Origin of the sequence: Tritonibacter mobilis, from assembly GCF_001681715.1 — a bacterium.
Taxonomy (GTDB): domain Bacteria; phylum Pseudomonadota; class Alphaproteobacteria; order Rhodobacterales; family Rhodobacteraceae; genus Epibacterium; species Epibacterium mobile.
Window position 1 is genome coordinate 91,074 of sequence record NZ_LNWY01000019.1, and the last position, 18,098, is coordinate 109,171.

21 protein-coding genes are annotated in these 18,098 nt (G+C 60.2%); 10 read left to right on the forward strand and 11 right to left on the reverse strand.

The features are described from left to right. Positions 1–11: 11 nt before the first annotated feature. The 4 genes from UB90_RS18415 to UB90_RS18425 form a co-directional block, all read right to left on the reverse strand. Positions 12–1,043 carry a hypothetical protein gene (locus UB90_RS18415; RefSeq protein ID WP_065324994.1) on the reverse strand — a complete coding sequence of 344 codons (1,032 nt, stop codon included), beginning with the start codon at positions 1,041–1,043 and terminating at the stop codon, positions 12–14. A 36-nt stretch (positions 1,044–1,079) separates the two neighbouring features. Continuing rightward, a complete protein-coding gene (gene greA, locus UB90_RS18420) occupies positions 1,080–1,550 on the reverse strand; it encodes a transcription elongation factor GreA (RefSeq protein ID WP_009175625.1) in 471 nt (156 codons plus the stop codon). Positions 1,551–1,728: 178 nt separating this feature from the next. Next, entirely contained in the window at positions 1,729–1,884 is a 156-nt protein-coding gene (locus tag UB90_RS22875; protein ID WP_157888771.1) for a hypothetical protein, read from the reverse strand. After that, positions 1,862–2,242 (reverse strand): VOC family protein, encoded by a 381-nt coding sequence (locus UB90_RS18425; RefSeq protein WP_065324993.1) that lies wholly within the window; start codon positions 2,240–2,242, stop codon positions 1,862–1,864. The genes UB90_RS22875 and UB90_RS18425 overlap by 23 nt, the downstream gene beginning before the upstream one ends. A gap of 154 nt (positions 2,243–2,396) precedes the next feature. Between UB90_RS18425 and soxR the strand changes: the two genes are divergently transcribed. The 4 genes from soxR (at position 2,397) to UB90_RS18445 (ending at position 7,391) form a co-directional block, all read left to right on the forward strand. Then, the gene (gene soxR / locus UB90_RS18430) at positions 2,397–2,852 is read left to right on the forward strand and encodes a redox-sensitive transcriptional activator SoxR (RefSeq protein WP_005632233.1); all 456 of its coding nucleotides are present in this window, start codon (positions 2,397–2,399) and stop codon (positions 2,850–2,852) included. A gap of 235 nt (positions 2,853–3,087) precedes the next feature. Continuing rightward, positions 3,088–4,737 carry an electron transfer flavoprotein-ubiquinone oxidoreductase gene (locus tag UB90_RS18435; protein WP_009175604.1) on the forward strand — a complete coding sequence of 550 codons (1,650 nt, stop codon included), beginning with the start codon at positions 3,088–3,090 and terminating at the stop codon, positions 4,735–4,737. 124 nt (positions 4,738–4,861) lie between these two features. Beyond that, complete coding sequence (locus tag UB90_RS18440) at positions 4,862–6,580, forward strand: tetratricopeptide repeat protein (protein WP_009175546.1); 1,719 nt, start codon at positions 4,862–4,864, stop codon at positions 6,578–6,580. Continuing rightward, positions 6,567–7,391, forward strand: coding sequence for a 4-(cytidine 5'-diphospho)-2-C-methyl-D-erythritol kinase (locus UB90_RS18445; protein ID WP_065324992.1), 825 nt, complete (start codon positions 6,567–6,569; stop codon positions 7,389–7,391). Before UB90_RS18440 ends, UB90_RS18445 begins: the two co-directional genes overlap by 14 nt. Before the next feature lie 59 nt (positions 7,392–7,450). Here the strand turns inward: UB90_RS18445 and UB90_RS18450 are convergent, their stop codons facing one another. Then, entirely contained in the window at positions 7,451–8,461 is a 1,011-nt protein-coding gene (locus UB90_RS18450; protein ID WP_065324991.1) for a polyprenyl synthetase family protein, read from the reverse strand. A gap of 57 nt (positions 8,462–8,518) precedes the next feature. Here UB90_RS18450 and UB90_RS18455 point away from each other — a divergent pair, with 57 nt between their 5' ends. From UB90_RS18455 to UB90_RS18465, 3 genes are all read left to right on the forward strand, one after another. Beyond that, the gene (locus UB90_RS18455) at positions 8,519–8,740 is read left to right on the forward strand and encodes a putative signal transducing protein (RefSeq protein ID WP_005632250.1); all 222 of its coding nucleotides are present in this window, start codon (positions 8,519–8,521) and stop codon (positions 8,738–8,740) included. After that, positions 8,712–9,521: a tRNA1(Val) (adenine(37)-N6)-methyltransferase gene (locus UB90_RS18460; RefSeq protein ID WP_065324990.1), complete on the forward strand. Its 810-nt coding sequence runs from the start codon at positions 8,712–8,714 to the stop codon at positions 9,519–9,521. Before UB90_RS18455 ends, UB90_RS18460 begins: the two co-directional genes overlap by 29 nt. Before the next feature lie 231 nt (positions 9,522–9,752). Continuing rightward, complete coding sequence (locus UB90_RS18465; protein ID WP_005641483.1) at positions 9,753–9,920, forward strand: YdcH family protein; 168 nt, start codon at positions 9,753–9,755, stop codon at positions 9,918–9,920. A gap of 115 nt (positions 9,921–10,035) precedes the next feature. Here the strand turns inward: UB90_RS18465 and yddG are convergent, their stop codons facing one another. Next, entirely contained in the window at positions 10,036–10,947 is a 912-nt protein-coding gene (gene yddG / locus UB90_RS18470; protein ID WP_005641486.1) for an aromatic amino acid exporter YddG, read from the reverse strand. A 5-nt stretch (positions 10,948–10,952) separates the two neighbouring features. Further along, positions 10,953–11,891, reverse strand: a complete 939-nt coding sequence (locus UB90_RS18475; protein WP_065322474.1) for a transcriptional regulator GcvA — start codon at positions 11,889–11,891, stop codon at positions 10,953–10,955. 112 nt (positions 11,892–12,003) lie between these two features. On the opposite strand from UB90_RS18475, the gene UB90_RS22880 reads away from it, so the two are divergent. Next, positions 12,004–12,168, forward strand: a complete 165-nt coding sequence (locus UB90_RS22880) for a hypothetical protein (RefSeq protein WP_009175597.1) — start codon at positions 12,004–12,006, stop codon at positions 12,166–12,168. 86 nt (positions 12,169–12,254) lie between these two features. Here the strand turns inward: UB90_RS22880 and phbB are convergent, their stop codons facing one another. The 4 genes from phbB to UB90_RS18495 form a co-directional block, all read right to left on the reverse strand. Beyond that, entirely contained in the window at positions 12,255–12,977 is a 723-nt protein-coding gene (gene phbB, locus UB90_RS18480) for an acetoacetyl-CoA reductase (RefSeq protein ID WP_009175580.1), read from the reverse strand. A gap of 223 nt (positions 12,978–13,200) precedes the next feature. After that, positions 13,201–14,376, reverse strand: a complete 1,176-nt coding sequence (locus UB90_RS18485) for an acetyl-CoA C-acetyltransferase (RefSeq protein ID WP_009175651.1) — start codon at positions 14,374–14,376, stop codon at positions 13,201–13,203. A 396-nt stretch (positions 14,377–14,772) separates the two neighbouring features. Next, a complete protein-coding gene (locus tag UB90_RS18490) occupies positions 14,773–15,612 on the reverse strand; it encodes an EAL domain-containing protein (RefSeq protein WP_009175721.1) in 840 nt (279 codons plus the stop codon). A 183-nt stretch (positions 15,613–15,795) separates the two neighbouring features. Then, on the reverse strand, positions 15,796–16,359 hold the full coding sequence (locus tag UB90_RS18495; RefSeq protein WP_065324988.1) for a TlpA family protein disulfide reductase: 564 nt from the start codon (positions 16,357–16,359) through the stop codon (positions 15,796–15,798). A 19-nt stretch (positions 16,360–16,378) separates the two neighbouring features. Here UB90_RS18495 and argH point away from each other — a divergent pair, with 19 nt between their 5' ends. Together argH and UB90_RS22950 are read left to right on the forward strand one after the other, a co-directional pair. Continuing rightward, on the forward strand, positions 16,379–17,770 hold the full coding sequence (gene argH, locus UB90_RS18500; protein WP_040642900.1) for an argininosuccinate lyase: 1,392 nt from the start codon (positions 16,379–16,381) through the stop codon (positions 17,768–17,770). Positions 17,771–17,794: 24 nt separating this feature from the next. Next, a complete protein-coding gene (locus UB90_RS22950) occupies positions 17,795–17,971 on the forward strand; it encodes a hypothetical protein (RefSeq protein WP_165610554.1) in 177 nt (58 codons plus the stop codon). The last annotated feature ends 127 nt before the right edge of the window (positions 17,972–18,098 follow it).

Genomic DNA, 18,098 nt, shown 5'->3' on the forward strand with positions numbered 1-18,098 from the left:
CACATAGCGCATCAGTCGAACGTGCCCGCAACACGGCCCAAGAGCATGAACGCCCGGGCGGTGCGGGTATCGCTCAGGGCGGAGATTTCGGCATCCGTGGCCTCCCCCTCAAAGCGGGTGAACATCTGGTCAAACCGGCGCAAAAAATGATGGGCGCTGTCACGAAACAAGGGATCTTGCCGCATCCGTGCCGACGACAGGGCCAGCGAGGAGCGATCCCTCACCCCGCCAAGTGCCGCCACAGACCGCCCGCGCGCGCCATTGGCAAACTGACGCCAGATGTCCGGACGCGCCCGGTCCGGACGCAGGTCATCCATATAGATGCCTTCTTGGCTGAGCAGCGTGAGCACATCCTGCGCGGCGCGGATCACCTGCGCCGCATGGCGGTCCCGCAAGGCCAGTCGCAGCGAGACAAACCCCTCTTCATCCTCGGCGGATTCGGGAAAGTTCAGCGCCCGGATGAAATGCTCATTCGAGAGGGGCGGTGACATGTCCTCGGCGGAGGTACCAAGCTCCAGCGAGCCTTGATCCGCAACCGCCTCCATCGCCTTCGACGGGATCGCAAGGCGGGTGGGCGTGGCGCGGGAGGACTGAAAGGTCGCAAGCACCGTTTCCGTCTTGCGGGCGGTTTCTGCGATCTCATCGAGCTTTTTGGTGACGGATGGCTCCGAGACAACCGCTGCTGCCTGCGTATGCGCCAGATACATGTGACGCAGGCTGGAAATCGCAGCATGCAGGCGCTCGGTTTCTTCGCGCATGATCCGCGCGGAGCGCAGCGCAATCGCCGCCACCAGCAGCATCAAAACCGGCATCATCACCGCCAGAACCCGCACGAGGGGCGCGTTCCATTCGGTCGACAATGCCATCTGGGGTGCCAGCACATAGGTGGCAATCACCACCAGCGCCCACAACACGCCAAGCGCGAGAGCGACCACTTCGGCAAGGCCGAGGGACGGGCGAGAACCGCTCTCCAACTCCGGCAACGACAGATCGGACTGCCGCGGTGCTGTGGGCTGTTCTTTTTGATTGAGGTCGCTGGTCATGATGTGCCCGTCCGCCCCTCGCAGTGGTGCTCTTGTTCAGCCGTAGATGATCTTCAGGATCTCGTAAGCACGGTCCCCACCGGGAGTGCGTACCTCTACACTGTCGCCTTCTTCCTTGCCGATCAAGGCGCGCGCGATAGGGGATTTCACATTGAGAAGGCCCGCTTCGATATTGGCCTCATGCTCACCCACAATCTGCCAGGTTTTTTCTTCGTCGGTGTCTTCATCCACCACGGTAACTTTGGCACCGAATTTGATTGCACCAGAGAGTTTCGTCGGATCAATCACATCGGCCAGCGACAGCACACCCTCAAGCTCCTTGATGCGGCCTTCGATAAAAGACTGCTTTTCGCGGGCGGAGTGGTATTCGGCATTTTCCGACAGATCGCCCAGCTCGCGGGCTTCGGCGATGGCCTGAATGATCGCCGGGCGCTCCACGCTTTTCAGGTTCTTCAGTTCTGCTTCGAGGGCGTGAAAGCCCTGCGGCGTCATCGGGATCTTGTCCATGGTCTTGTCCGCTTTCGTCGTTCGTTCTTTTGTTGTTGCATGCGCATGAACGCCGCCGCCCCGCCGCGAAGAGCAGCGGGGCGAGCAGTCGTGTTGGCAAATACCTGACCCAATCGCGGACGCAATTGCAAGGGGGGCATCACAGGTTGTGCGGGGTTTTGCTGTCTGGGACGGGCGTTTAACGCTCCCGTGAGACTCGTTCAGGCAGCGGTGCCGTCAGACCGGGCGGACGCGGGTGGCTGCGCCTGTTGCCCCCAAACAGGCCAAACTCCCGAAACCCGCGCGGGCCATAAGCCGCGAGAAACAGCACCTCAATCATACTGAACGAGCTCATATTCCACCCCCTCCTCGTCTTCGAAGTAAAACCGCCGCCCGGGTTCATAATCCGCGTGGCTCTTTGGGGTGTAGCCTGCGTCCTTCACCGCTTGTTCTGCGGCATCAAGGTCATCAACAATCACCGCGAGATGATTGAGCGCGCCTTTGGTGGAATAGGGCGTGGGCGGCGCACCCAGACCTTCTTTGGGGGCATAAAGCGCGAGATAGCTGTCTTTTGATCCCACATGCACGGAATAGCCGCCGTTGAGGGCCGGTCCCTCCCAACGGATGCGCCAGCCAAAGATCTTTTCCATCCATGCGGCGGTCTTATGTGGGTCGCTGACGCAGATATTTGCGTGTTCGAGCGTTGCAGTCATGACTGAGGCTCCTTCCTTTTGTCTTGCCTCGGTCTGTGATAATTTCTAAACCTAACTTTAGCTCAAGCTATTTCTGAGGTGATCCAGAAATTTTTCGCCTCGCTCTGGCGAATTGACCGATCGGTCTGGCGAAACATCTAAAAAGGGGTACGCGATGCCTGCATCTCACGGATTGTCGATTGGATATCTCGCCGAGCGCACCGGCCTCGCGGTCTCGGCCATCCGCTATTACGAGGCGCAGGGCCTGTTGGAGCCTTGGCGCAACGCAGGTGGCCAGCGTCGGTTTCACCGCGCCGACATCCGGCGGCTGAGCTTTATCATGATTGCGCAGAAATTCGGCTTCACCTTGCCTGAAATCCGCGATCAACTGCAAAGCCTGCCCAACAAACGCACCCCGACCAAGGACGATTGGTCGCGTCTGTCGGCGGGGTTTCGCACCCATCTGGATGCCCGAATCGCAACACTTGAAAAGCTGCGCGATGATCTGGATGGCTGTATTGGCTGCGGTTGCCTGTCGCTGCCCACCTGCGCGCTCTATAACGCCGACGACCGGGCGGCAAAAAACGGGCAAGGACCGCGATACCTGATGGGGGACCGCCCGGAAACTTGACACTCCTGTCGATTAACGCCGTTATTTGCGTCTCGGATGACGAAAACCAGCGCGTCAAGGGGGTGTTTTCCGGGTCTGTCAGGGAACCTACGTAGGGTATGGATTGACCTCTCTATGCTGCACCAGCTAAGCAACCGCGCAAGAATGTTGCGCCATAACGCCAGCGCACTCATGTTGCGCCAACCAGCCAAGGACCAGATGCGCGGGTCCGTACGATAGCCAAGGAGCACCTCGAATGGCCGAGATTGAACGCGAAGCAATGGAATACGACGTTGTGATCGTCGGGGCCGGTCCCGCCGGTCTGTCGGCCGCGATCCGTCTGAAACAACTGGATGCCGACCTACAAGTGGTGGTGCTGGAGAAGGGCTCCGAAGTGGGCGCGCATATCCTGTCCGGCGCGGTGCTTGATCCATGTGGTCTGGATGCGCTGATGCCCGACTGGAAGGAAAAGGGCGCCCCGCTCAACGTGCCGGTCAAGGACGACAATTTTTACATGCTGGGCGAGGCGGGCGACGTTCGTATTCCGAATTTCCCGATGCCGCCCCTGATGAACAACCACGGCAACTATATCGTCTCCATGGGCAATGTGTGCCGCTGGATGGCGGAACAGGCCGAGGAGCTGGGCGTCGAAATCTTCCCCGGCATGGCCTGCTCTGAGCTGGTCTATGGCGACAACGGCGAAGTCAAAGGCGTGGTCGCCGGTGTCTTTGGCCTAGAGGAAGACGGCTCTTACGGCCCCAACACCGAACCGGGAATGGAGCTGCACGGCAAATATGTCTTCCTCTCCGAGGGCGTGCGCGGCTCGCTCTCCAAAGAAGTCATCGCCAAATACGGTCTCTCTGACGGCAAGGAGCCGCAGAAATACGGCGTCGGCATGAAAGAAATCTGGGAGATTGATCCCGCCAAGCACAAGGAAGGCTCCGTCACCCACACCATGGGCTGGCCGCTGAATTCCAACGCAGGCGGTGGGTCTTTCATCTATCACCTTGATAACAATCAGGTTTATGTGGGCTTTGTGGTGCACCTCAACTACAAGAACCCGCATCTCTATCCCTACATGGAGTTCCAGCGCTTTAAGCATCACCCGATGGTGGCGGAGCTTCTGAAGGGCGGCAAACGCGTGGCTTACGGCGCGCGGGCGATCACCGAGGGTGGCTATCAATCGATGCCGAAGCTGACCTTCCCGGGCGGCGCGCTGCTGGGCTGTTCCGCGGGCATGGTCAATGTGCCGCGCATCAAGGGCAACCATAACGCCATGCTGTCCGGCAAGGCCGCAGCCGAAGCGGCCTATGAGATGATCAAGGCCGACACCACCGATCAGGAGCTGACCGCCTATGAGGCCGAGGTGCGCAATGGCGCCATCGGCAAGGATCTGAAAAAGGTCCGCAACGTCAAACCGATGTGGTCCAAATGGGGTCTCACCGCCTCGCTGGCGCTGGGTGGTCTGGACATGTGGACCAACACTCTCTTGGGGTTTTCGTTCTTTGGCACGCTGGGTCACGGCAAAAATGATGCCGAGGCGACGGAGCCGGCTGAAAAACACAAGCCCATCGACTATCCCAAGCCCGATGGCGTGTTGTCCTTTGATCGCCTGACCAACGTCTCCTTTGCGGCGACCAACCACGAGGAAAGCCAGCCCTGCCACTTGCGTCTGGGCAACAAGGACACACCAATTGCGGTCAACCTGCCCAAATACGATGAACCCGCGCAGCGCTATTGCCCCGCAGGCGTCTACGAGGTCGTGGAAAAAGACGGAAAGCCCGAATTCGTGGTGAACTTCCAGAACTGCGTCCACTGCAAGACCTGCGACATCAAAGATCCGTCGCAGAACATCACATGGACAACGCCGCAGGGCGGCGACGGGCCGAACTATCCCAATATGTAACGGCAGATTTGCCATCTGTGATCACTTTGATGGGGCGGCCTGCGGGTCGCCCCATTGCGCATTGCGGGGCTGGCGTCTACGCTCCGCGCTAGATGTGTTGTGATCCTGCTCTGGAGGCCCCTTCGTGCCCGTATCCTATCTCCGTTCCCTGACCTGCGCCGCAGCGCTTTTGTTGACCACTGGCCCAATGGCGGTGGCGGACGGGCTGGCTGGGGCTTACCTCGCCGGGCGGGCTGCGACCTACGACAGCGATTTTGCTGCGGGTGCTAAATACTACACCCGTGCGCTGGTGCGCGATCCACAGAACGTCACCCTGATGGAGAACCTCGTCTATGCGCAGCTGGCACTGGGGGATGTAGAATCTGCCCTCCCAGTGGCAAAACGGATGTGGGAAGCAGGCGTGCGCAGTCAGGTGGCCAATATCGTCATGGCCGGGAATCTTGCGCTTCAGGACGACTTTGACGGGCTTCTTGCGCGCGATTCCGCGCAATATGAGATCAGCCCGCTGGTTGATGGCTTGCTCGATGCGTGGGCCTATATGGGCAAAGGTGCCGTCTCTCAGGCGCTGGAGCAATTCGACACCGTGGCCGAGCAGGACGGGCTAAAGTTCTTTGCCACCTATCACAAGGCCTTGGCGTTGGCTTCGGTCGGGGATTACGAGGGCGCAGAAGAGCTTTTTGCCGCTAATGAGGGCCAGCTTGGCCGGTCTTCTCGTCGTGCGGCGATTGCGCGGGTGCAGGTCCTGTCACAGCTGGGGCGCACCGAACAGGCACTGGAAGTTCTGGTCGACAGCTTCGGCGAGGGCTTTGACCCGGCGCTCACCGATCTGGCGGATAAACTGGCGATGGGTGAAACCGTGGGCTTCACCATTACGCCCACCCCGCGCGATGGCATGGCCGAAGTGTTTTTCAGTCTCGGACAGGCGCTATCCGGCGAGGCGGCAAGCGATTATGTGCTGATGTATGCACGTATGGCCGCAAAACTCAGCCCCGCCCATGTGGATGCGGTCCTGCTGAGCGCGGGTCTGCTGGACCAGATGGGCCGATATGAGCTGTCGATTGCCACGTACAAACAGGTGCCGCGCGATCATCCCGATTTCCACGCCGCAGAACTGGGCCGCGCCGAGGCGCTGCGCCGCTCTGCAAACCCGCAGGCCGCCGCCGAGGTGCTGGAACAACTGGCCCGCGACTTTCCCCAGCATGTCGCGGTCTATATCGACCTTGGCGACCTGCTGCGTCAGCAGGAAAATTATTCCGATGCCGCAAAGGCTTATAGCCGCGCTCTGGAACTCAGCCCCGAAGAGGCCACCAACCGTTGGTTCCTCTTTTATGCGCGTGGCATCTGCAATGAGCGTTTGAAAAACTGGGACGCGGCTGAGGCTGATTTCCGCGCGGCTCTCGAAATTGATCCGGAACAGCCGCAGGTGCTGAACTACCTTGGCTATTCGCTGGTGGAGCGTCAGGAAAAACTGGACGAGGCGCTCTCGATGATCGAACGCGCCGTCGAGGCCCGCCCGGAAAGCGGCTATATCATCGACAGCCTCGGCTGGGTGCTTTACCGGATGGGCCGCTACGAGGATGCCGTCAGCCATATGGAGCGCGCCGTCGAGCTGATGCCGGTCGATCCGGTGGTGAACGACCACCTCGGCGATGTCTATTGGGCAGTGGGCCGCAAGTTGGAAGCAGAATTCCAGTGGCGTCGTGCCCTGTCTTTCGTTGATCCCGAAGATACCGACGCCGAGGCCAAACCCGACCGTATCCGTCGCAAGCTGGACGTGGGGCTGGATGTGGTCTTGGCCGAAGAAGGAGCAAAGCCGCTGCAGGTCGCCAATGACGACCGTTGAGGTCTTTGCTCCCGCCAAGATCAACCTGTCTCTGCATGTAACCGGCCGCCGCGCGGATGGGTATCATTTGCTCGACAGTCTGGTGGCCTTTGCAGACACCGGGGACCGTTTGCAGATCACGCCGGGCGCTGATCTGTCGCTCACCGTGTCGGGCATGTTTGCCGAAGGTGTGCCACAGGATGCGCGCAATCTGGTCTGGCGTGCGGCCGAAGGAGCAGGCTGGCGCGGACAGATCGCGCTGGAAAAATCCCTGCCGCATGGGGCTGGGATCGGTGGGGGTTCCTCTGATGCGGGCGCGTTGTTGAATGCGCTTGCGGGTCAGGGGGTGGTGTTTCCACACTCGCTGGCGCTTTCCCTTGGTGCGGATGTTCCGGTCTGTATGACCGCTTCCGCTGCGCGCATGCAGGGCATTGGTGAGGAAATCAGCCCTGTCGCCCTGCCGCGCCTCCCGGCATTGCTGGTCAATCCCGGCGTTGAAGTCCCGACAGCTGCGGTGTTCTCGGCGCTCACGTCGCGCGACAATGCCGCAATGCCAGTTGAGGTGCCGCTGTTTGACGGTGTCGCGGATTGCGCAGGCTGGCTGTCGGCGCAGCGCAACGATCTGGAGCCCGCCGCGATCAAGGTCGCACCTCAAATCGACCGCGCGCTGAGCGATCTGCGCAGGTCGCGCGATGCGCTGATGGCGCGGATGTCAGGGTCGGGTTCGACCTGTTTTGCGCTCTATCCCAGCATGAAGGCGGCGCATTTCGCGGCCTATGAGATTGGCGCAGAACATCCCGATTGGTGGTGCGTGGCGACCGAACTCCATTGAGCACTGTCGCCATGCGCATTGCCCGGTCTGCGACCTTGCCATACCACCGGGCAGGCGGATCAGTTCAATCGCGAGACTACGTAATCTGCCAGGTCAATCAGCATGGTGCGGATCGGATGGTCCGGCAGCTCTGCCAGCGCTGATTTTGCCTTTTCCGCCCAGCCAAAGGCATCTGCGCGGGTGGCGTCCAGTGTGGCGTATTTTGCCATCAACTCCAGCGCGTGGTCGAGATCACCCTCTTCCTGTCGCCCCTTGGCAATGGTGCGCTGCCAGAACGCGCGCTCCTCATCGGTGGCCTGTGCAATCGCTTTGATCACCGGCAGTGTCAGCTTGCGCTCGCGGAAATCATCGCCGACATTTTTGCCGGTTTTTGCCGTATCACCTTGATAATCCAGCAGATCATCTGCGATCTGGAACGCAATGCCAAGCGCGTCGCCATAGTCATAGAGCGCCTTCACCTGCGCGTCTGTCGCGCTGGCGATCACGCCGCCCACCTCGGTTGCGGCAGAAAACAACGCCGCAGTTTTGCCGCGCACGACTTGCAGGTAAATATCTTCGGTGGTGCGCAGATCGGTCGCCGCCGTCATCTGCAGCACCTCACCTTCGGCAATGGTGGCCGAGGCATTGGCAAGGATATCGAGCACCCGCAGGGAGCCGGTATCGACCATCAACTGGAAGCTGCGGGCAAACAGATAGTCGCCCACCAGAACCGAGCTTTTGTTATCCCACAACAGGTTCGCGGTCGGGCGCCCCCGGCGCTGCGCGCTTTCGTCGACCACATCGTCATGCAACAGCGTTGCCGTGTGGATGAATTCGACCGTTGCCGCGAGTTTCAGGTGATGATCGCCCTCATACCCACACATACGGGCCGCAGCCAAGGTCAACATCGGGCGCAACCGCTTGCCGCCTGCCTCGACCAGATGCGCGGTCACCTCTGGGATGCGCGGCGCGTGTTCCGATGCCATTCGCTCTTGGATTAAGAGGTTCACGGCTTCCAATTCAGAGGCCAGAGTTTCGGCCAGCAATTCATGGGGCTTGCCCTTAGGCGTCTGCGTCATCACCTGGTTCATCACATTCCCGACTGATAGGCTCGACAAGACCCCGGTCTTGCCCTTAGATCCGTGGATATGAAGGAACTTTTACGCAGCACCGACCCAACGGTTTTGGCCTTTGCCACCGCCCTTCTTAACGGGGAGGGTATAGACTGCTTTGAAATGGACGTAAATATGAGCGTTCTTGAAGGTGGCATCGGGATTTTCCCACGCCGTCTGCTTGTGCACGCGGATGATCTTGAAGATGCGCAACTGGTGATGCGCGACAATGGATTGCCGGTGTCGGACCGTGGCTGATCAGCCGGGCTTTTGCGATGCGGATCTGAGCGCGGACGGCTTTTTGGGGGGGCGGATAACGCTCTTTCAGCCGAAATCAGGCTATCGCGCGGGTGTGGACCCGGTGTTGCTGGCGGCCGCTGTGAACGCGCGTCCCGGTCAATCTGTGCTGGAATTGGGCTGTGGGGCGGGGCAGGCGTTTCTCTGTTTGGCCGCCCGCGTGCAGGATCTGAAGATCACGGGAGTTGAGCTGCAGGCGGCCTATGCAGAGCTTGCGCGCCGAAATGCCGCAGAAAACGCCACCGCCGCGCATGTCGCCACTGCCAACCTGAGCGATCTGCCTGCTGATCTGCGCCAGCAGCGGTTTGATCATGTGATCGCCAACCCGCCTTACTACCGCGCCGGGGCGCATAGCCAGGCGAACGACGCGGGGCGGCGCACCGCACTGGGCGAGGGTACGCCGCTTGAGCTGTGGTTCGATGTCGCCGCGCGCAGACTCGCGCCCAAAGGGTATTTGCACATGATCCAGCGGGCGGACCGCCTGCCGGATATGATGGCGGCTGCGCAGGGGCGGCTTGGCTCACTCGAGATCCTGCCGCTCGCGCCGCGCATCGGACGTGCAGCAGAGTTGGTGATTCTACGTGCCCGCAAGGGTGGGCGTGCGGATTTTCGGCTTCATGCACCACTGTTGATGCATGATGGTGCGATTCATCAGACGGATGGCGATGACTACAGTGCCGCAATCCGAACGGTCCTGCGCGAAGGGGCCGCGCTGCCGTGGCCGGAGGGCAGATCTGTCTGATTTATCAGATCGCAAGGTGACCGCGACGATTTGCGCTAGCTTTGCGCGTTAGAATAGGCAGGTCGGAAGCGCGCTGCCTGATCGCGCATCGGAATAGGCGGGAAACAGCCAAAAGTTGCAAATTGTTCGAAAGAACCGTTCCGAATTGTGCGCGTGCAGCGTGACAGGTTGAAAGAAGCGTGCTCCAATCACCATGTTGTTGGCATCAAGCTTTGTAGAAGGAGGAACGACATGAGCCTCAGCTCGCATCTGAACCAATTGAAGAAGAAGCACGAGCATCTGAGTTTTGAAGTCGAACAAGCCGAGAGATCTCCGGCCACCGACCGAATGCATATTAAGTCCCTCAAAAAAGAGAAGCTGCGCCTGAAGGACGAGATCGAACGTCTCAATCACGCCTGATCGCGCGATCTCTGGCCGCCTATCCGGCCCTCTTGTAGCGATCCGGCCTGCGACGCAGACGACGGAGAGCCAAGGCCCTGCCACACGCGGGGCCTTTATTCGTTTTATGGTGTTCTTACGGCGTGGGCGGGGTGATCGCTGGCCCCTCGGCAACATCCTGTGCTGGGGTCGTTGAAGAGGCCCGCGCTGCCAGCACCGCGCCTGCGGTGATCAGCAGAGCGGCCAGCGCCAACCCCCATGAGGGCGCGGCAATCCCCGCGATCACCAGAATCAGCGTCGACAATAGCGGCGCTGCGTAGGAGCTGGTCCCGAGCATCTGAATGTCACCCTGTTTGACGCCGATGTCCCAGACGTAAAACGCCAGCCCCACAGGACCAAGCCCCAGTAACACGGTCGATGTCCAGCCCAGTGCCCCAACGGGCCAGACTGTCTCTTCCAGCAGCAGATGTAAGCCGAGCGAGGCAAGCGCGCTTAGCAGGCAAAACACCGCAACCGATGCGGTTGGCGCATCCCCCAACAGGCGGGAGCCCACGGAATAGCTGGACCAGAACAACGCACAGAGCAGCGCAAGGCCATAGCCCGGCAGATATTGCGCCTGAAACCCCTCACCGCCGCCGGTGATAATGCAGGCCGCGCCCGCAAACCCCAAGAGCGCCCCGAGGAAATGGCCCGTCCGCAGCTTCTCACCGGGCAGCAGGCCCGACAAAAGCACGATCAACAATGGCCACAGATAGGCGATCAGACCGGCCTCAGCTGCAGGGGCGGCGCGCAGGGCAGAGAAATACAGCGCGTGATAGCCAAAGACCCCAATGGAACCAAAGGCATAGACTCGGAGCGGAACGCGCCTGAGGTGCGCCCAGCTGCCTGTCATCTGTACCCAGATCAGGCCAATCACGCCGCCAATCCCAAAGCAGATGGTATTGAGCAGCAGTGGCGGCGTCGGGCTGGAGCCCACCGTCAACAACGCCAGCAGCGCCCAAAGTAGAACGGCAACAAATCCGATTGCGGTCGCGCGAGCACGGGTCATCAGGCTTATAGATCCTTCACGGGGACAATCTTAAAATCGTCCCACATATGCGCAGTTTTTTCGATCTCCGCAAAGAACCATTCGCGGAACGCTTTGATCTGCGGGCGGTCTTGGGTACTGGGCAGGCAAAGAAAGCGAAACTTGGCATCTGTCTCGATCGCCACCTTAAAGGGTGCAATCAGCCGCCCTTCCTGCACGTCTTTGATAATCATCGGCCGTCGACCCAGTGCCACCCCAAGACCGGCGCAGGCGGCGTCAATCGCGTGATCGGCGTGGGAAAAATGTGTGCCGTGACCGGGCGTAAACTCAAGACCCATCGCGCGAAACCACGTTGGCCAATCGCAGGTTGGATTGAGGAAACCGATGCTGTCGTCATAGATCAACGGCGCTTCGCGCAGGCTCTCGGGTGTGGGGAAACGCGCATAAAGCTCCGGAGTCATCACCGGAGTCAGCCATTCGGGGCGGGCAGCTTGCGATACCAGATCCTCGTCAACGCCGTAACCGAATCGGATCGCCACATCCACATTGTCGCGGTGTAGATCCATGACCCGCAGTCCGGCGGACAAGCGCAGATCAATGTCCGGGTGACTGCGGGCAAACTCGTATAACCGGGGTGCCAGCCATTTCGCCGTCAACGCCGGTCCAGCGGTCACCGTCAATGATGTAGTGTCCAGCACCCGCCGCGCCTGTCGCCACGCGGTGCTCAACGCTTGAAACCCTTCATCTGCGCCCGGCGCCAATGCCGTGCCAGCCTCCGTCAGCTCAACCGCGCGGTTGAGGCGGCGAAACAGTGGCGCGCCCAGATGCTCCTCCAGCGATTTGATCTGAAACGACAATGCCGCCGGAGTCACATTCAGCTCCTCCGCCGCCTTGGCAAAGGACATATGCCGGGCCGCCGCGTCAAAGGCGCGCAAAGCAGTCAGCGGGGGGAGGCGGTCGGACATGGTTCACCCAAGAATAATTTAACTGAAGCTCGCAAAACTCTCGTTTGTCGTCAATCCAGCAAACGCGCATATTGAAGACACAACAGAGACGCTAAACCGAAAGGTGGCCAGGATGATCGAATATGCTGCAACAGCCGAAGTGAAACAGGGCATGGCCCGGGCCCACGAAGCGCGTGCGCAGGTCCTGCGTGATGCGCTCTCATGGATCTTTGCCCGCCGCCGTGCATCGGCTTCGGGGTATCGGGTTTCCCGCTGGGCCTCAGCGCGCGCGAGCTGAATGACAGGCACTTACGGGATGAGATAAGGGCCGGTTCATCACGAACCGGCCCTTGCTCTATTTATAGTGTTGCGACGTCCCGGCGATCAGACGAAGAACTGGCCGCCGTTTGCGGAAATGGTGGAGCCGTTGATAAACGATGCCTCGTCCGAGGCGAGAAAGCCCACGCAGCGCGCAATTTCTTCAGGCTCACCCAGACGCCCTGTGGGGATCTGGCCGATGATTGCATCGCGCACTTTTTCGGGCACTGCCATCACCATTTCCGTCGCGATATAGCCGGGGCAGACCGCGTTTGCGGTGATGCCCTTGGCCGCGCCTTCCTGAGCCAGAGATTTCACAATGCCGAGGTCGCCTGCCTTGGTTGCGGCATAGTTGACCTGTGCAAACTGGCCCTTTTGACCATTGATCGACGAGATCACAATCACCCGGCCAAAACCCCGTTCGCGCATGCCGGGCCAGACCGGATGCACCGTGTTAAAGACGCCGGTCAGGTTGGTATCAATCACCTGCTGCCATTGTTCGGGCTGCATTTTGTGAAAAGGTGCGTCACGGGTGATGCCCGCATTGGCGACAACGATGTCGATTGGGCCAAGTTCCGCCTCAACCTGCGCGATCCCGGCCTTGCTTTCCTCATAGCTGGCCACGTTCCATTTGAAGGTCTTGATTCCGGTTTCTTCGGTAAACTGTGCAGCTGCGGCATCGTTGCCGGCATAGGTCGCGGCGACCTGACAGCCTTGCGCCTGAAGAGTCTTAGAAATAGCGGCGCCGATACCGCGCGATCCGCCGGTAACAAGGGCAATACGAGCCATGTGAGGGGTCCTCCAACTTCTTTACTTCACTTTGTAATCTTATTGCACATCTATCAGTATTAGAGCAATAAAATTTCACAACCATTTTGCGCTTGCAGCATTCCGCCACGTCTCAGGTCGTGGCCCCACACTAAACCGGAGATTGTAACGGGGGAACGAAAAAACAAAGGGGCGCCCGAAGACGCCCCAAAATCAGCCTATATTTAAAGCGTTTGCGCGCTTTTTACGGACGCTCAACGCACATGGCGACGCCCATGCCGCCACCGATGCACAGAGTCGCGAGACCTTTTTTCGCGCCGCGGCGTTTCATTTCAAACAGCAGCGTGTTCAGAACGCGGCAGCCGGAGGCACCGATCGGGTGGCCGATGGCGATGGCGCCGCCGTTGACGTTCACGATCTCCGGGTTCCAGCCCATGTCCTTGTTCACGGCGCAGGCCTGCGCGGCAAAGGCTTCGTTGGCTTCGACCAGATCCAGATCATCGACGGACCAGCCTGCCTTTTCCAATGCTTTGCGCGAGGCAAACACCGGGCCGACGCCCATGATAGACGGGTCCAGACCTGCGGTGGCATAGGATGCGATGCGGGCGAGCGGCTCAATGCCGCGCTTTTCGGCCTCGTCGGCGCTCATCAACAGGGTCGCCGCCGCGCCGTCGTTCAGGCCGGAGGCATTCGCCGCCGTCACCGAACCGTCGCGAGTGAACGCGGGGCGCAGTTTTTGCATCGCCTCAATGGTGGCACCGTGGCGGATGTATTCGTCCTGATCCACGGTGATGTCACCCTTGCGGTGCTTCACGACAAAGGCTGCGATCTCATCGGCGAATTTACCCGCTTTTTGCGCGGCTTCGGCCTTGTTTTGCGACGCGACAGCAAATTCGTCCTGCATGTCGCGCGAAATCTGCCATTGCTCGGCCACGTTTTCTGCAGTCTGGCCCATGTGGTAGCCGTTGAAAGCATCCCACAGACCATCGCGGATCATGGTGTCGATATATTGCATGTCGCCCATTTTGTGACCTGCGCGCAGGTTGGCAGCATGGGGAGAGAGGGTCATGTTTTCCTGACCGCCTGCGGCCACGATGGACGCATCCCCCAGTTGGATGTGCTGTGCGCCGAGGGCCACGGCGCGCAGGCCCGACCCGCACACCTGATTGATGCTCCAAGCGGCGGATTCTTTTGGCAGGCCTGCGTTGATATGGGCCTGACGCGCGGGGTTCTGGCCTTGGGCTGCGGTCAGCACCTGGCCGAGAATGGTTTCCGAGACCTCGGATTTGTCGATGCCTGCGCGGGCCACGACGGCCTCCAGCACAGCTGCGCCCAGATCGTGGGCGGGCGTGTTGGCGAAGGCGCCGCCAAAGCTGCCGACGGCGGTGCGCGCGGCGGATGCGATTACTACGTTGGTCATTCGGTCAGTCCTCTGCATGTTCTGCGAAAACGCCGACGCGGCGGGGTCTTTAGCGTCACCCGGATTGCGCGACGTCTCCTCCCTTCCACCTTGGAATAGCCCAACCGTGCAGTTGCAGCAATGGTTTCGGCACAACCAGCGTGGATTGCGCATAAAATCGAAATTGATTTCAGGTCTGGATGCGCCGGGTGAAGCAAGGCGCGGACGTGCCACAAAACACAAGTCAGCCCCTACTTGTTCCGCTGCCTGCCACGGTGAAACTTGGGGATTTATGCGGAGGACGCTATGCGGGCGGGAAATGCAACGACATGTATGATCCACTGCCACGGGTCATGTCGCGTGGCAGTGGAGTGTCATCAGGTGCTGTACTGCAGCAAACATCGCAGCAAGCAGGAATCAGGCGCGGGCGCGCGACTCACCTTCGCCCTGCCAAGGGGGCGTGATAGACGGCGCACCATAGAGGAAGCCTTGCAGGCAATCCGCCCCGGCAGCGATCAGGAATTCTGCGTCTTCCTGCCGTTCCACCGACTCTGCGACAATAAACATGTCAAACTGTTTGGCGATGGCGATCAGGGCTTTGATTACCGCTTGATTGTCGTGGTTGCTGTGCACGCCGCGCACAAACTGGCCGTCAATTTTCACCGCATCAAAGAAGAAATCGCGGAAATGACCAATGGCAGTGGTGCCCGCGCCAAAGTTATCAAGCGCAAAGGCGATCCCGTGCTGTTGCATCTGATCCATAAAGTCGATCACCAGTTCTGGCGCGGCCATGGCCGAGGCTTCGGAGATTTCCAGCACCAGCCGTTCGCCCAGAAACTGATCGCGTTCCAAAAACCGCTCAAGCACCTTATTCCATTGGCTGTAGCCGATGGACCGGGCGGACATATTGATCGACAGCCGCACATTGGGATTGCGCTGCAGAACCCGCAGACCCTGTTCCAGCGCGAGGCAGTCGAGCTTGCGCCCCAACTCGCGCTCCTCAATCACGCCCATGAACTCGCGCGCGGGGATAATGCGCCCGGTGGCGTCCATGACACGGATGTAGCCCTCGTAAAAGGCGATGGTATCGGTTGCCTGACTTTGCACGATGGGCTGATAGGCGAGCAGGGTCTGATCATGCTTCACCGCCTCCGCCACCATGTCCACAACATTGCGGTCGCGTGCCACGATCGCAGCTGACAGAGGGTTTTCAGCCCCTTCCGGGATGTCGTTCTTCCAGAAATGCCGTTTCTTCACGTTCTCAGCCCCATCGGTTTGCGGTGCCCTTGCGCAAGGGCAGCCTTCCGAGTTGTAGATTGGACTCTACAGTCTCTCAAAAGGGTTGAGCGGGGATTAAGACGCGAATTTTAACTACCCCGCCGGCAGAACGCGCAAAAACGTCGCTCTGCCGGAGGAGAAGGCCCGGGGCATTCGCCGCGGTCAGGACCCGGCGACCAAGGCAGCGATCACCGCGCGTGCGCTCTCTGACGCCCAGTCCGCCTCGCCGCGAAGACGTGCAATCTCATTGCCTTCGGGGTCAAGAATCACGGTGATCGGCAGACCAAAAACCCCCATTTCGCGTGCCACGGCACTCTTGGGATCCTGATGGCGCGGCAGATTGGTGACGCCAATTTCGTCAAAGAACTTTTTGATGCCAGCCGGGTTGTTGCGCCCGGTTGCCAGCGTCAAAACTTCGAAATTCTCGCCGCCGAACTCGTCTTGCAGGGCCGAGAGCATCGGCATTTCCTTACGGCAGGGCGGGCACCATGTGGCCCAGAAGTTCAGCAGGACATATTTGCCCTCATAGTCCGACAGCTGCGCCTCACCCGCGCCATCGGCCAGCTCAAAACTGGCATTTGATGCCGCTTTTGCCTCGGTGTGGAAGACCAGTTTCTTCATGTCGCCTTCGCGCAGCGCTTCTACCGCGCTGAGGTCGGCGCCAAAGGCGGCATTTGCACCGAGGGCAAGGGCCATATAAAGGGAAAGCTGACGAACAATACGCATAGTATCTCCAGGGTTGGCCATGACAGACAAGACCTCGAACCAGATGTGGGGCGGCCGCTTTGCCGCCGGACCGGACGCGATCATGGAGGCCATCAATGCCTCGATCGGATTCGACCAGCGCATGGCAGCGCAGGATATTGCCGGTTCACGGGCGCATGCTGCGATGCTCGCCGCCACCGGTGTGATTACGGATAGTGATGCAGACGCGATCCGTGAAGGGCTGCTCACCGTTTTGTCAGAGATCGAAAGCGGAAATTTCCAGTTTTCCACTGCTCTCGAAGACATCCACATGAATGTCGAGGCGCGCCTCAAGGAGATCATTGGCGAGCCAGCAGGCCGTCTGCACACTGGCCGGTCGCGCAACGATCAGGTCGCAACAGACTTCAAACTCTGGGTGCGCGATCAGTTCGATGCCGCAGAAAAAGGCCTGCTGGCGCTGATTGGCGCACTGGTGGATCAGGCCGAGGCTGGCGCGGATTGGGTGATGCCGGGCTTTACCCACTTGCAAACCGCGCAGCCAGTCACATGGGGGCATCACATGATGGCCTATGTGGAGATGTTTGGCCGCGACCTCAGCCGCGTCCGCGATGCCCGCAAACGGATGAACGAATCGCCCCTTGGCTCTGCCGCGCTGGCGGGGACGTCTTTCCCGATTGATCGCGAGATGACCGCCGAAGCCCTTGGTTTTGACCGCCCGACCGCGAACTCGCTTGATGCGGTCTCGGACCGTGATTTCGCGCTGGAGTTTCTGTCGACCGCCTCCATCTGCGCCATGCATCTGTCGCGCTTTGCCGAAGAGCTGGTGATCTGGTCGTCGGCGCAGTTCCGCTTTGTGACGCTTTCGGATCGGTTCTCCACCGGCTCCTCGATCATGCCGCAGAAGAAGAACCCTGACGCCGCCGAGCTGATCCGCGCCAAGGTGGGTCGAATCTTTGGTGCCAACACGGCGCTGATGATGGTGATGAAGGGGCTGCCACTGGCCTATTCCAAGGACATGCAGGAAGACAAGGAACAGGTCTTTGATGCCGCCGACAACTGGATGCTCGCACTTGCGGCGATGGAAGGCATGGTGAAGGACATGACCGGCAATCGCGAAAGCCTTGCGGCCGCGGCGGGGTCTGGCTTCTCCACCGCCACCGATCTGGCGGATTGGATGGTGCGGGTTCTCAAGGTGCCGTTCCGCGATGCGCACCATGTCACCGGCGCTTTGGTCGCGATGGCCGAAGGGCGCGGCGTTGATTTGCCGGATCTGACCCTTGAGGACATGAAATCCGTGCATGAGGGCATCACCGAGGATATCTTCTCTGTATTAGGCGTCGAGAATTCGGTGAATTCGCGTATGTCTTATGGCGGCACCGCCCCCGCGCAGGTGCGCGCTCAGGTGGCTCGCTGGAAAGAGATCTTGGGCTAACCCCCTGAGGCAGGAGAGAATAACATGACCCGTATTCTGATGTTTCTTGGTGTCGCAGCGGTGCTCAGCGCCTGCGGTGCAGATGGCGAACCCGTTCGTCCAAGCCTCAACGCGGGTCTTGGCCTCTCTAGTAGCGGCGTGCATGTCGGTGGCGCAGTCGGCGTCAGCAAAGGCCCCGTCACCTTGAGTGTAGGCCTGTGATGCGGTCGTGCTCTTTCTGTGTTTGGCCGTGGTTGTCGGCTGTGATAGCACCGGCGCTCCGTTATCTAACCCTGCCGAGCCGACCGCGCCGGGGATTCACATCTCTGGCGAGGCGCGCGTGGGTGTC